This is a genomic window from Photobacterium kasasachensis (genome assembly GCF_050336885.1).
Taxonomy (GTDB): Bacteria; Pseudomonadota; Gammaproteobacteria; order Enterobacterales; family Vibrionaceae; genus Photobacterium; species Photobacterium kasasachensis.
On sequence record NZ_JAKJSH010000005.1, the window covers coordinates 537,536 to 550,510 of the forward strand.

Annotated in this window: 13 protein-coding genes; 8 read left to right on the forward strand and 5 right to left on the reverse strand. The window is 46.0% G+C overall.

Features of this window, described 5'->3' with window-relative positions; genetic code table 11:
• Positions 1-96 precede the first annotated feature (96 nt).
• A complete protein-coding gene (locus L4D19_RS06795) occupies positions 97-915 on the forward strand; it encodes a hypothetical protein (RefSeq protein ID WP_428451799.1) in 819 nt (272 codons plus the stop codon).
• Positions 916-1,125: 210 nt separating this feature from the next.
• Positions 1,126-1,611, forward strand: a complete 486-nt coding sequence (locus tag L4D19_RS06800; protein ID WP_428451983.1) for an acyl-CoA thioesterase — start codon at positions 1,126-1,128, stop codon at positions 1,609-1,611.
• A 79-nt stretch (positions 1,612-1,690) separates the two neighbouring features.
• Here L4D19_RS06800 and L4D19_RS06805 read toward each other — a convergent pair whose 3' ends face one another.
• Entirely contained in the window at positions 1,691-3,319 is a 1,629-nt protein-coding gene (locus L4D19_RS06805) for a methyl-accepting chemotaxis protein (RefSeq protein WP_428451800.1), read from the reverse strand.
• A 228-nt stretch (positions 3,320-3,547) separates the two neighbouring features.
• Here L4D19_RS06805 and L4D19_RS06810 point away from each other — a divergent pair, with 228 nt between their 5' ends.
• The 3 genes from L4D19_RS06810 (at position 3,548) to L4D19_RS06820 (ending at position 6,402) form a co-directional block, all read left to right on the forward strand.
• Positions 3,548-4,396 carry a patatin-like phospholipase family protein gene (locus L4D19_RS06810; protein WP_428451801.1) on the forward strand — a complete coding sequence of 283 codons (849 nt, stop codon included), beginning with the start codon at positions 3,548-3,550 and terminating at the stop codon, positions 4,394-4,396.
• A gap of 16 nt (positions 4,397-4,412) precedes the next feature.
• Complete coding sequence (locus tag L4D19_RS06815; protein WP_428451802.1) at positions 4,413-4,886, forward strand: GNAT family N-acetyltransferase; 474 nt, start codon at positions 4,413-4,415, stop codon at positions 4,884-4,886.
• Between the two features lie 88 nt (positions 4,887-4,974).
• Positions 4,975-6,402 carry an NAD-dependent succinate-semialdehyde dehydrogenase gene (locus L4D19_RS06820; RefSeq protein ID WP_428451803.1) on the forward strand — a complete coding sequence of 476 codons (1,428 nt, stop codon included), beginning with the start codon at positions 4,975-4,977 and terminating at the stop codon, positions 6,400-6,402.
• Between the two features lie 3 nt (positions 6,403-6,405).
• Here L4D19_RS06820 and L4D19_RS06825 read toward each other — a convergent pair whose 3' ends face one another.
• A complete protein-coding gene (locus L4D19_RS06825) occupies positions 6,406-6,888 on the reverse strand; it encodes a GreA/GreB family elongation factor (RefSeq protein ID WP_428451804.1) in 483 nt (160 codons plus the stop codon).
• Between the two features lie 136 nt (positions 6,889-7,024).
• Between L4D19_RS06825 and L4D19_RS06830 the strand changes: the two genes are divergently transcribed.
• Positions 7,025-7,852 carry a peptide-methionine (S)-S-oxide reductase gene (locus tag L4D19_RS06830; RefSeq protein WP_428451805.1) on the forward strand — a complete coding sequence of 276 codons (828 nt, stop codon included), beginning with the start codon at positions 7,025-7,027 and terminating at the stop codon, positions 7,850-7,852.
• A gap of 67 nt (positions 7,853-7,919) precedes the next feature.
• On the opposite strand, the gene L4D19_RS06835 is transcribed toward L4D19_RS06830, so the two are convergent.
• A complete protein-coding gene (locus tag L4D19_RS06835) occupies positions 7,920-9,824 on the reverse strand; it encodes a PhoX family protein (RefSeq protein WP_428451806.1) in 1,905 nt (634 codons plus the stop codon).
• Between the two features lie 284 nt (positions 9,825-10,108).
• Here L4D19_RS06835 and L4D19_RS06840 point away from each other — a divergent pair, with 284 nt between their 5' ends.
• Complete coding sequence (locus L4D19_RS06840) at positions 10,109-10,471, forward strand: cupin domain-containing protein (RefSeq protein ID WP_075762231.1); 363 nt, start codon at positions 10,109-10,111, stop codon at positions 10,469-10,471.
• 74 nt (positions 10,472-10,545) lie between these two features.
• On the opposite strand, the gene L4D19_RS06845 is transcribed toward L4D19_RS06840, so the two are convergent.
• Together L4D19_RS06845 and L4D19_RS06850 are read right to left on the reverse strand one after the other, a co-directional pair.
• A complete protein-coding gene (locus tag L4D19_RS06845; protein ID WP_428451807.1) occupies positions 10,546-11,541 on the reverse strand; it encodes a Gfo/Idh/MocA family protein in 996 nt (331 codons plus the stop codon).
• 2 nt (positions 11,542-11,543) lie between these two features.
• Positions 11,544-11,846, reverse strand: coding sequence for a putative quinol monooxygenase (locus L4D19_RS06850; protein ID WP_428451808.1), 303 nt, complete (start codon positions 11,844-11,846; stop codon positions 11,544-11,546).
• Positions 11,847-11,964: 118 nt separating this feature from the next.
• Between L4D19_RS06850 and L4D19_RS06855 the strand changes: the two genes are divergently transcribed.
• Positions 11,965-12,843, forward strand: coding sequence for a LysR substrate-binding domain-containing protein (locus tag L4D19_RS06855; RefSeq protein WP_428451809.1), 879 nt, complete (start codon positions 11,965-11,967; stop codon positions 12,841-12,843).
• Positions 12,844-12,975 lie beyond the last annotated feature (132 nt).

Here is a 12,975-nt window from a genome sequence, read left to right on the forward strand (position 1 = left end):
TTGCCTCCTGAAACGTCATCAAAAATTTATATGCGTAGTACATGTTTATAGTCTATAAATTTTAGATGTTTAAAACAAAGTTCAGGGAGAGAATGAATGGACTGTAACTCGAAAAGCAATCGTGACCATTCTTTATTGCCTAATATGTCAATAGATGCTTTTTACTTTCCAATACAGTTGGTTATGTTGTCAGGAAAAATGCTAGAAACGGTTGCGGTAGCTCAGGCTAGACAATCGATTGATATTGCCTCAATTCAAACAAGCAAGTTGCTTGAAAATGTGGATGACAAACTGTCAATAACGGTAAGTGCAATGGACAACAATTTGGTCTTTCCTTTTGATGTCATGGATTATGTGTCCAGAGCAACTGCTGATAATTGGCGTGTGTTGCTGGGTGGTAAATCAACGGCTGAGCTTAAATTGGCTACACAAGTTGATAATCAGGAGAAGTTATTCTCCCGAATGGAAAAGCAATTTAAAAGAGAGAATGCTTCATTAACCCATAGGTTGTCAGAGAAAGAGGAGACGTTAGCATCACAACTATCTGAATCAGAAAAGGCCCGGAAAGCCAAACTATCAGCGCAGCGTACTCAGCGAAAGTTAAAATCAGAACTTGAGAAAAGTAACGATCAGGTATCGGCACTCAAAGCTGAATGCGAAAAATATACAGAGAGATACGATCAACAACTGTCGGATAACTCTATGTTGAAGACAGCAAATAAGCAATTAGAGCTTGAACTTGCACAAGTAAGGCAAGAGTCGGAATTGCAAAAAAATGACTCTGAGCAGGTGGCGACTAAACTTGAAGCCCTGACGACAGAGCAAACAAAACTGATTGCCGAGAAAGACGGCTTGCACAAACGTATAGAGGAGTTACAACGTCAGTTGGATCACTCTTCAAACTATACCGAATAATAACTCTTTCCATTTTATCAAGCGCCCCGCTCACAGGGCGCTTTTTTTATGCTCCATAGCTTATCTGGTACAAGATGCTCGAAAGTTCTTGCCCAACAAGGCTGAGATTGATAAATGTTTAGATTATGTTAAGTGTTTTTAACGCTTAGTGTATCGTGATACTAGGATCAATCAGGCATGAGCCGTGAAGTTGCTGTAGGGAGAGTGGATATGGAAGGTGGACAACGTGATGTGACGTTGAGGTTTCTTGCTGAGCCGGGAGATGTGAATTTCGGCGGCAAGGTTCACGGTGGGGCTGTGATGAAATGGATTGATTTGGCGGCCTACGCATGCTCGGCTGGGTGGAGTGCGAAATACTGTATTACGGCTTATGCTGGTGGTATCCGTTTCGTGGCGCCGATTCATGTTGGCAACCTGGTTGAGGTAAGTGCAAAGGTTATCTATACGGGTAGCTCTTCTATGCATATTGCTATTGATGTGCAGGCCAGTGATCCTAAAACACTGGAAAGAAGGTTAACGACTCATTGTATTGTGATCATGGTTGCCGTAGATGAAGACGGTAAACCGACACAAGTTCCTGAGTGGGTGCCTCAAACCGAGGAAGATAAGATGCTGCGTGACTCCGCGATTAAGTTAATGAATATGCGCAAGGAGATCGGTGAGGAGATGGAAGCACATGTGAAGTATCTGAAATAAGGGAACTGACTAGAAAGATGCCGCCCCACGGAATGTGGGGCAGGTATTGATATGTAGAAGTTCGGGTTAGAAGGTGTAGCTACTGGCTGTGAGTGAATTTCGATACTTGTTTAATAAGATCTGAAGATTGGTCACTCAGTGTTTCCGTTGTTTGAGCAAGGCGATTGACGAGGTGCTTGTTGTTTCTGGCAATGTCATCAATGCGTTCAATTTCTGATTTGATATTAATACTATCGTTCGCCTGCTTGGCGGCGATTTCTTCCAATTCTTCAAGCTGGCTCAGAGACAATTTCGATCCGGCACTGAGTTCACTCAACGGCTTAACCATATCAGTGACCATCGAAACACCGCGTTCCATTTCGGAACGACCTTCGACCATACTTGTTACCGCTTCATTGGTTTCTCTGTCGATCTTGTCGATGACGTTGTTGATTTCGACGGTGGCGGTACCTGTTCGTGTGGCGAGGTTTCGTACTTCGTCGGCAACAACAGAAAACCCTCGTCCGCTATCACCTGCCCGGGCCGCCTCGATGGCTGCGTTCAGTGCCAGAAGGTTAGTCTGTTCGGCAATTTCTCTGACGGTGGTTACCAATTGGCGCACGGAAGCGGCACTTTCCTGCAATGTTTCTACAGATGTAGCCGAGTGGCTGATGGCAGAGGCAATTTTATCAAATTCCTCGGTGACTAGATTAATGCGCTGTTGACCATCCAAAGCAAGATCATGGCCTTGCTGCGCTTGCTTTTTAGCCTCTTCGGCAGTTGCTGCGACTTGAACACTTTCATCCGAAAATGTATTGATAGTATTGCTGATTCTCTCGACAGCTAGTTCCTGGGTGTTCGATCCTGTTTGGATTTGGGTAACAGGGTGTTGAATGGTTTCCGCTGCAGTACTGACTCTGTCAGATGAATGGTGGATTGCCATAATGAGCTGATCCAGGTTCGAGCATGTCTCGGTCAGGGCATGGGTGATATCACTAATTTCATCTCGTCCCTGTGGCAGTGACGGATGGCGAAGATCACCACTTGCAAGGCGACGGACAGCCTCGACTACACCACTAATTGGTTTAACGATACTGCGGCTGACAACAAATGCCAAAATAATACCAAGAATGAGGGCTGCAGCAGAAAGTACCATAACCCATTGTTGTGCTTGCTCTCCTTCCTGCTCGACAATGGTCTGCTCTTCCATCATTAGCATCTGCTGCTGCATGCTTAATGCTTCGATGGCATTAAGGAATGCCGCTAGTGCTGGTTGCGTTTGTTCCGAGAAGTGGCCAGCGGCTTGTTCCGGTTCGATTTCGACAAGCTCTACAGAGGCAAGGAAAGCCTTACGGTAAGCCGCCTTGCTAGCCAGCAGCTGGTCAAATTTCTCGTTCAGTCCGGTGGTTTTTACTTCGGCAAACTGATTGATGATATTGTCCAGTTGCGCTAAGTGGGTGTCCATTTCACGATACAGTTGCACTCTTTTATCCCAGTCACTGGTAGACAGGATCTGTAATAAGCGCAGTGCGGCAGCTTGTGCCTCAATATTCATTTCGGATGACAGGGTGACGCGTTGAACATCATGTTCGATAAATTGTTTTGAAGCAGCTGAAGAGCTTTTCATTCGCTCAATTGCAACTCCGGAGATGACGAATAGCAACGTTAAGATGAGTAAGAAACTCACCCCCAGACGCTGGCCTATCCTTAGGTTGGAGAGAAAAGACATATATAGATTCTTTATTCCGCAGGTAACAATAATGTTTCAATGATGACACATGCAATTAACGCTTTAAACTGAATAAGTTAGTTTTAATAGTATCTTTTTGTTGGATTCATTCCTTGTTGTTATTAAGCGGGGGTTTTAAAGTCAGATATTCTAGTTTGGGATCAGGTTCAGACAAGGTTAGGATTAATACTATAGAATCATAGCGGTACGGCAATGAAAGGACTCAACATGGTACATAATCGAATGCAGGACACTTTTCAGTCAGCGCTGGTTGTCGAGGGTGGTGCGATGCGGGGGATATTTGCAGCAGGAGTGCTCGATAATTTCATTGATAACAATTACTGCCCTTTTGATTTTTGTATCGGTGTTTCTGCGGGCTCAACGAACGTGGCGGCCTGGCTCGCCAATCAGCGGGGCAGAAGCTATAGGGTAATCACAGATTATTCTTGTCGACCCGAATTCATCAACTTTCCGCGCTTTGTAAAAGGGGGACATTGGCTGGATCTTGACTGGTTATGGGATATAACCATAGATGAGATCAAGATCGATGCAGAGGCAATGATGAGCCAGCCTATTCCCCTGTATGTTGTTACCACTAAAGTGAATACCGGCGAAGCCGCATATATCAAGGCGACGGCAGATAATCTCAATGAGTTGTTGAAAGCATCGTGTTCGGTGCCAGTTGCCTATCGCCATTTTCCATTGATTAATAACGAACCGATGACAGATGGTGGAGTGGCAGATTCTATTCCCGTGATTAAGGCTTATGAACTCGGTGCCAGAGATATAACGGTTGTCCTATCACGTCAGCTTGGCTACCGGAAAACCCCTGTTCGAAACAAGTGGCTGGTAAAGAAAATGATGTCTGAGTTTCCGGCCCTGTCGGAAGCGATGATAAGACGAGCTGAAAGCTATAATAAAGCCATCGACTTTATCGAGAACCCGCCCGAAGATTGTTCCATCACTGTTATCGCGCCGCCAGAGTCGTTTTCCGTTGGCAGAATTACTACCGATCAGGCCAAACTTAATGCGGGTTATCAACTCGGAATAGAAGCCATAAACCTCCAGCAGGTATGAGTTCATGGTATTGATAATGAAAGGAGTTTTTGTGATTGAAAACGCGCAGGAAAATGATATTGCTGAAATAACGGTTCTGATTGAGCATGTAATAAAAACCTGCATTGATGTAACCGATCGTGATGCCAATGACCTGGTCGCCCATAGTGTCTACAACATGTTGTTATGGAAGATAAATAAACATAATGCTGCTCACTTAGTCTATCGCATCGATAACAGGATCGTAGGCGTAGTATTGGTCAACGAATTTTGGAATATTACCAGCTTATTTGTTGATCCGGACTATCAGGGCAGAGGTATAGGTAAAGCCCTCATTACTGAGGCCTTAACTCAATGCAGGGAAAAGTCCCCCAAAGGGTTAGTGAGGCTTTCATCGTCGACCCATGCTCAAGATTTTTATCGTGCGATAGGTTTTGAGCAGGCAGGAGAATCGAAGCCTTTGCCTGGTGGATGTATTCCGTTTCAGTTTGTATTCAATAGCATTGATTAACAGTTGAACCCGGAAGTAATAAATGACCAGGTTTTTAATCATCTTCAATGCGATTATACGCCGGATATAGATAGACTTAGGAGTAAGCATGCAATCTATTCAAAATCCCTCGCTGCTTTCATTTTTGTGTGAGCCTTCGGAAAAAACGCTTGCCGTGACTAACCCGGCTACCGGCGAGGTTATTGGTCATATTGCAACCCAGTCAAAAGCTGAGATTGAAACGGCAATAGAAAGATCCCATGAGGCACAATGCTACTGGAAAAAGCGAACAGCAAAAGAGCGGGCAGCCGTGCTAAGGCGCTGGTTCCAATTGATGATGGATAATCAGCGTGATCTGGCCCGCATAATGACCCTGGAGCAAGGAAAGCCGCTGGCCGAAGCGATGGGAGAGGTGGCTTACGGTGCGTCATTTATCGAATGGTTTGCTGAAGAGGCGAAGCGCGTCTATGGTGATGTGATTCCGGCACCAATGAGTGATCGTCGTCTTGCAACTATTAAACAACCTGTAGGTGTTACCGCGGCAATTACACCTTGGAATTTTCCAATCGCGATGATCACCCGCAAAGCGGCTCCTGCCCTGGCGGCAGGCTGCAGCATGATAGCTAAACCTGCAAACCTTACTCCCTTGTCAGCTTATGCCGTTGCAGAATTGGCCTATCAGGCCGGTATTCCCCGTGATTTGTTAACGCTGGTCGTGAATGCTTCAAGCAGCATGGTCGGCGAGGTATTTTGTTCCCATCCGAAAATTAGAAAATTATCCTTTACCGGCTCGACTCAAGTTGGACGCTTGTTGTTGGCACAATGTGCCAACGACATTAAGCGTACTTCGATGGAACTGGGTGGCAATGCGCCATTTATCGTGTTTGATGATGCCGACATCGACAAAGCCGTTCAGGGGGCCGTTGCTTCCAAGTTCAGAAACGCCGGCCAGACATGCGTTTGTGCCAATCGCTTCTATGTTCAGGATTCCGTCTACGAGACGTTTGTCGATAAGTTTGTTGCAGCCGTCAAGGCTCTGAAGGTGGGCAATGGTCTTGATGATGGCGTTGTGATTGGACCTGTTATCGAGCAAAAGGCCAAAGAGAGTATTGAACACATCATTGCCTATGCCAAGCAAGAGGGAGCAACCGTTGCCTGTGGAGATACTCAGCAATCGGGATTGTTTGTCTCTCCGACTGTTTTGACTGAGGTCAGACAGGAGATGGATATAGTCAAACAAGAGATATTTGGCCCTGTCGCACCGGTTATTCGCTTTAACAGTGATGAAGAACTTATCGAAATGGCCAATGATACTATCTATGGTCTAGCTAGTTATTTCTATAGTCGTGATATTGGCCGTATCTGGAAGGTCGCCGAAGCGCTCGAATACGGCATGGTTGGCGTCAACGAGGGAGTTATTTCCACTGAGGTCGCCCCTTTTGGTGGCGTCAAGCAGTCAGGGCTTGGCCGTGAAGGGGCGAAGCAGGGGATGGACGAATTCCTCGATGTTAAATACCTTTGCTTCGGTGGGATCTAGCGACTAATAAATCGCGACGATTTCAAAGACCTTTTGCTCGCCGCCGATATGCACTTCAACGTCGTCATCAACATGGCTGCCAGCTAAGGCCTGACCAAGCGGAGCTGAGGGTGTCACGATAATGATATCTTTGCCTGAAAACTGGAATTTCAGACCGCCGGCAGCTGGTCCGAGAAAAACATATTTATCGTTATCATCCTCGTCAACCAGGTGGATCAGACAGCCGAGGGCAATGGCATCCTCGCTGGAGAACTGCTTGATATCAAGCTTGGCATACAGAGACAAATCTTCTTCACACTCAGCGACCCGCTGAGCTTGTCCTTGAGCAAGGTATGAGGCTTCCAGACTTAAAGTGTCATATTTATGCTCAGGTGCGTTTTCCTCGTCTGTTGCTGTCTCGTATGCGCGCGTAGCCGCATCTATCGCTGATTGGTGGACAGTTTTTAGCTCATCTACAATGTGTTTGAGTAACAGTGTTTTATCCATGTTTATATATTCATTGTTATGCAAGCGGTCATCGTACCTGAAAGCGAACATGATGTCATAGACGTCTTATGACTTGGCCATTTCTGAGTGTGTACGTTTAAGTATATGACGAAGCAGTGACAAATAGGGATTGAATATGCCGACTGTCGGGTTAGGTGGTAGCTGTTATTGGTGTACTGAAGCTATTTTTCGTTCATTGTCAGGAGTGGAGCAAGTCAGGCAGGGTTGGCTAAGCGCTTATGGTTATGACGAGCCGTCTGAAGGGGTGATTGTCAGTTATGATGAGCAGGTTATAGATCTGCATACATTGATTCAAATTCACCTGCACACACATAGCTGTACATCGAACCATTCGTTGCGTGACCGTTATCGCTCGGCTGTCTATGTTTACAACGCGGAACAGGGAATAGAAGCTGATGCTTGTCTCAAGGTATTACAGGCTGAGTTTGATCAGCCTTTTATCACTCGGGTACTCGACTTCGAGGCGTTCAAACCGTCATGTGAGCAGATTCAAGACTATTATTATTCCAATCCGGACAAGCCATTTTGCAGAAATCACATCACTCCTAAGTTGCAGGGGCTACTAGAAAATTTTTCAGACAAAGTAGACCTGAGCCAAAAAGCTGTGATTGAGGGAGAGGTGGGGCAAATTACAAGAGGTAGAACACAAATGACAACTAATAAGGATTACCCGCTTGAGCACGATACAGTAAAGCATGAATACCGGATGGAGATCGCCGAAGATACCTATGCGTTGGTTACCTACAGCCTCGAAGGTAACGTGCTTCACCTCAATTACTCAGAAGTCCCTTCTTCACTCAGAGGGCAGGGGGTTGGTGAAATCTTGATGGAGACGGTGCTTACTAGAATTCGGGACGAAGGTTATAAGGTTTTGCCTGTTTGCGGCTATATCAGTAACTACATCACCAAGCATGACGAATGGCATGATTTGGTAGCGGATTAATGTCAGCAGTATTTTGTTAGCAAACAAAAAGCGAGCCGAAGCTCGCCTTTGAATCCAGAGTGTTTTGTTAGGCTCCGATAATGCCGCCATCAGTTCGTGTGATACGGATCACCGATGAGCGAGGGATTGTATTACCGCCATCTGGAAAATGGGACGGGGCGAGCTTTTCACCAGGGTGTTGGACGCCGACAAACATGGTTTTTTGGTCTGGGCTGAAAGTCAGGCCTGTGATTTCGCAGGCTATAGGGCCAGTAAGGAATCGACGCACCTCTCCTGTTGCGGGGTCACCACAAAGCATCTGGTTGTTACCCATCCCGGCGAAGTTATCTGTATTGGAATACTTTCCGTCTGTCTGAATCCATAAGCGCCCGGCATTGTCAAAGCCAATCCCGTCTGGGCTGTTGAACATATTGTCTGTATTAATGTTATCGCTGCCAGCCATCAGACCATTTTCATGAACAGTAGGATTACCGGCTATCAGATAGAGATCCCAATCGAAATAGCGGGCAGTGTGATCATTACCTGAAGGTGACCAGCGAACAATGTGGCCGTAAGGATTCGTTTCTCGAGGATTGACTGCATCAACGGGCTGGTTGGCTTTTACCCCGCGGTATTTGTTATTGGTTAGGGTACAGAAAACCTGCTGGTTCTTCGGGTTGACTGCGACCCACTCCGGGCGATCCATGGTGGTAGCACCTACTTGAGTTGCTGCTTTACGAGCAAAAATGAGGACTTCAGCCTGATCTGCAAATCCATTATCAGGTGTAAGGCCATTTTTACCCCATGTCAGCTCAATCCACTGCCCCTGGCCTTTTAGCGCTCCGTCTTTGGCATCGAATTTGGCCACATAAAGTGTACCTTCCTCTAGCAAATCACGGTTGGCGGCTGGGTTAGAAGGCTGGTATTTATTTCTTGAGATGAAGCGATACAGATGCTCGCCGCGTTCATCATCCCCAAGATATACAACAACATGACCGTCATTATTGATGGCGACCGCAGCATTTTCATGCTTGAAGCGGCCAAGGGCAGTACGCTTTTTGGGGGTAGAGTTCGGGTTCATCGGATCGATTTCAACAACCCAGCCAAACCGGTGTGGTTCATTAGGGTTCTTGGCGAGATCAAAACGCTGATCGAACTTATGCCATTGGTAACCGGCATCTATATTCGAAATACCGTAGCGCTGGTAGTTATTGTCGAGTGCCGGGGTTGCATCAGAGCCAAAGTAACCGTTGAAGTTCTCTTCACATGTTAAATAGGTTCCCCATGGCGTTTCGCCGTTTGCACAGTTGTTGAAAGTTCCGAGCGCCAGTTTACCGGACGGATCCGCTGTGGTTTTCAATAGGGCATGACCGGCAGCCGGGCCTGTTATCGCCATTTCGGTATTGGCTGTAATTCGACGGTTAAGTCGACCGTTTTTGTTGACTACCCATTTCCCGTTCATTTTGGATAGCTCAATAATAGAGACACCGTGTGCGGCTTGCGCTTTTTTTACATCATCGGCGGTCATCTTTTGTCCCTGATGGGCAAAAAGGTATTCATAGTTGGTGTATTCATTGTTCACCGACAATACGGCACGATCATCGCTGATTTTGAAGAAGGTCATCCCGTCGTTGTTGTCGCCGAACTGTTGTAATTGCGCGTGACTGTTAGCAGATTGAACAAATGCCGGGGCACCGTTAAAGATAGGATCTCCCCATGAGATAAGAATATCTGCCTGATAGCCTTCAGGAACAACTACAGAGTCAGCAGTTGAAACTGGAACCTGTTTAAAACCAATTAACCCGTTCCCCTGGCTTGTTTGTGCAGCAATAGCTTGAGAAAGAGGGGACGCACCAAAGAAAGCAACAGTACTGGTTGCTGTAGCAGATTTTAGAAAGCCCCGGCGGCTTAGCCCCTTGCTAATGATTGAGTTGAATTCAGGTTCTTTGTTTCGAGGGTGAAGTACTTGATCTTGTTGATCGAAACGGCTCATTACATGTCTTCCTTTAATTATTTTTGCTGACTTAGTTGTTTGAGCTGAATGCTATCGATTGAATGTGAATGACGGGTTAAAGTTTCATGAAGGAATTTTTATATCCAGATTAAATATCTAGTTAAGTACTACCTGTATTTGTATCTCCGATGGTTCAGGGGGGACTTATTAGTAGACGTTATTTTGAGAGGCTGTTCACCATCTTGGTTTTAGTTAGGGTAGTTGAAGATTTTTGCTCTACATTTGTTATATAGCAGTGAGTAAAAAAGCAGGGAGGCTAGCCTATGACAAAGCGGGCAGTAAAATATTGGAATGTTCTGGCAGAATCGAGTCGCAATCGTTGGCAAGTGCTTGATGGAACAGATGGCATGATAGAGCAAGTGACATTAAGCATGGATGACTCGACGGGTGACTATACCCGTTTGACCCGCTTCAAGGCGGGGGCAGATACCACACCGTTTGGTCGAAATCGTCATGATTACCCCGAAGAGGTGTTTATTGTATCCGGACGGCTTTATGATCAGACTAATGGCACCTGGTTAGAGCAGGGTCATTATGCCAATCGGCTGCCCGGTGAAATTCATGGTCCTTTTTTGTGTGAACAGGAATGTATCGTGTTGGAGATATCGACGCCAAGCCAGGCATAGATTACTAAATCATCATGGTTAAATGTTCAGGCCCGATACGTAAGTGCATAGGGCCTGACTGTTATCTGGTGTTACTACGTACAGACGGTGGCTTGTTCCCAGCGAGTTAGTAACTCCATAATTTGGTAAGAGTCCGTGGGTTGTGCAGCTGGGCGCTGAGCTTGTTTCAGACCAGCTTCGAGGTATTCTCGGGTCTTTCTGACCTGGTATAGGAAAGCATCGCCGTCGGCATCAATTTCAACAATCTCTTCCTGTTGTTCGTACTTTTGGATGATGAGCTGATTGCCAGTAGCCTCAGGCAGCCACGGGCTTGATTTTAGCTGTATACAGCCCTCAGTACCGAGAATAGTAAAGCCGGCTTGCAGGCCATAATCTTCTGCAGTATGAAGCTGGCAGACAACACCATTGTTGAAGTGAAGCGTTGCTGCAGATTCACAGATATTGCCGTCATTTCCCCGGCGGCCATGTGCTGTGAGGGTGTAATTGTCGAAAACTTGGCTTCCAAAGCTGTGCTGCATCACGAGGTGAAGCAGTGAGGCTGGGTAACAGCCAAGGTTGTACAATGCTCCTTTACTGCCCGGATTGACAAATTGAGCGATGGACGCGCAGTAATGCCCCTGAATTGAACGTACCTCACCAATGATGCCACTGTCGAGCATCTCCAGGATCTTGATGGTGAATGGGTGATGCAGGTACATCAAGCCTTCCATAAAGAAGACGTTGTTCTGTTCAACGGCAGCCAGTGATTCAGCCGTTTTTTCCATATCAACAGACAGTGACTTTTCGCATAATATCGCCTTACCAGCGTTGGCTGCTTTGATGATGTATTCATGGTGCAGGTGGTTAGGCAGGGCAATATAGATAACATCGACATTGCTATCTTCGATAACAGCATCGAAGTCTGATGTCACCGTCTCGATATCATGGTCTTGTGCGAATTGTTCAAGTGTTGGGAGGGTTCGCCCTGCGACAGCATGAATACGGGTATTTCCCTCTTTATTAATTGCATCGGCCATGATGCCTGAGATAAAGCTTGTTCCCAGGATCCCCCATTGTAGTGTTTGAGACATGCTTATAGTTCCTTGATGAGTCGTTTAGATTCGAATGCCTGAACCAAATCAGTTAGCCCTGCAGCAATAAAGCGTTGGGTATGGTTGGCTTGAAAATGTTGCTCAAAAGCGGCGTGATCTTCATAACGTTCCCAGAAAACGATCTTTCTGGGTTCTTTTTGATCTTGAAGCGCCAAAGCAAAAGAGCACCCCGGCTCATTATTCATCTCATCGCAAAACTGGTGTATCGCGCTGATGGCGTTATCTAAGTCAACGTCAGGTTTAATGTGAAGCTCTGCAGTAATGAACAGACCTTGTTTGAACATTTGGGATAGCATAAGAAAGTCATGTTGGGTAATTGAACGGCAAGAGCTAATTTAATTGACTCCTTGTGGTTGATAAACAATGATCTGGTTTGAAGTTTATAAACTATAGGTTGTTAATGTGGACAAATTGAAGAACATGCAGGTATTTGTCTATGTGGCGCAAAACGGTAGCTTTGCAAAAGCCGCAACGCATTTTTCGGTATCCCCAACAATGATTGGCAAACATGTTAAGTCATTAGAAGCCCAGCTTGGTGTCAAGTTGTTAAACCGCACTACACGAAAGCAATCTTTAACTGAGGCCGGGCAAATTTATCTTGTCGAGTGCGAAAGGATTCTGAGTGATATCGCAGACGCTGAGAACAACCTTCAGACAATTGAAAATAAGCCAAAAGGAACGGTTAGGATTAATACGCCAGTTACTTACGGCAACCTGGTACTGGCCCCTTTGATTGCAGACTTCCTGCATCAATTTCCTGATATCAATATTGAGCTGGTGGTAGATAATGCAAGGATCGATCTAATGCACGAAAGGTTCGACATCGTATTCAGGGTGGGGGAGCTTGCCGACTCAACGTTGATAGCTAGGCGGTTGCCAGATTATGAAATGTTGTTCGCTGCGTCACCAGATTATATACCGGACAAGGGAGAGCCTGTTTCGCAGGCCGATTTGGTGAATCATCATTGTCTAGGCTTTAGTTATAGCGATATTCAGCCCCAGCTTGCCGTGGGGATCGAAACTCATGCTTTTGACAGGCAACATACACGGCTACTATCCAATAGCGGGCAGGCTTTGAAGGTTGCAGCAGAAAAAGGAGCGGGGGTTGTGCTGCAGCCGCGTCTGATCCTTTCACAAGCACTTGTTGACGGATCGCTGGTTGAAGTACTTCAGAATGAGCGACCAAAAGCGATGCCTGTTCATATGCTATATAAGAGCAAGCAATTACCCTTAAAAACGCGAACATTTGTTGATTTTGTCTTGGCGGTGCTTGTTAAGTAAGGGTGAGTTTCTTATGTCTGCTTTTGACGTTATAAGTTATTAGGAAGTATTTGTGCTATTAATGCACATCAGGGGCTTCTGGTTAGTGCCTTTCTGTTTTTAACGGCGCTGTGCGATGAAATGGAGAACGTT

What these genes read in the sequence shown, in the direction of transcription:
- L4D19_RS06795 (WP_428451799.1), top strand. Translation starts at nt 97, where the DNA reads ATGGACTGTAACTCGAAAAGCAATCGTGACCATTCTTTATTGCCTAAT.
- L4D19_RS06800 (WP_428451983.1), top strand. Translation starts at nt 1,126, where the DNA reads ATGGAAGGTGGACAACGTGATGTGACGTTGAGGTTTCTTGCTGAGCCG.
- L4D19_RS06805 (WP_428451800.1), bottom strand. Translation starts at nt 3,319, where the DNA reads ATGTCTTTTCTCTCCAACCTAAGGATAGGCCAGCGTCTGGGGGTGAGT.
- L4D19_RS06810 (WP_428451801.1), top strand. Translation starts at nt 3,548, where the DNA reads ATGGTACATAATCGAATGCAGGACACTTTTCAGTCAGCGCTGGTTGTC.
- L4D19_RS06815 (WP_428451802.1), top strand. Translation starts at nt 4,413, where the DNA reads ATGAAAGGAGTTTTTGTGATTGAAAACGCGCAGGAAAATGATATTGCT.
- L4D19_RS06820 (WP_428451803.1), top strand. Translation starts at nt 4,975, where the DNA reads ATGCAATCTATTCAAAATCCCTCGCTGCTTTCATTTTTGTGTGAGCCT.
- L4D19_RS06825 (WP_428451804.1), bottom strand. Translation starts at nt 6,888, where the DNA reads ATGGATAAAACACTGTTACTCAAACACATTGTAGATGAGCTAAAAACT.
- L4D19_RS06830 (WP_428451805.1), top strand. Translation starts at nt 7,025, where the DNA reads ATGCCGACTGTCGGGTTAGGTGGTAGCTGTTATTGGTGTACTGAAGCT.
- L4D19_RS06835 (WP_428451806.1), bottom strand. Translation starts at nt 9,824, where the DNA reads ATGAGCCGTTTCGATCAACAAGATCAAGTACTTCACCCTCGAAACAAA.
- L4D19_RS06840 (WP_075762231.1), top strand. Translation starts at nt 10,109, where the DNA reads ATGACAAAGCGGGCAGTAAAATATTGGAATGTTCTGGCAGAATCGAGT.
- L4D19_RS06845 (WP_428451807.1), bottom strand. Translation starts at nt 11,541, where the DNA reads ATGTCTCAAACACTACAATGGGGGATCCTGGGAACAAGCTTTATCTCA.
- L4D19_RS06850 (WP_428451808.1), bottom strand. Translation starts at nt 11,846, where the DNA reads ATGTTCAAACAAGGTCTGTTCATTACTGCAGAGCTTCACATTAAACCT.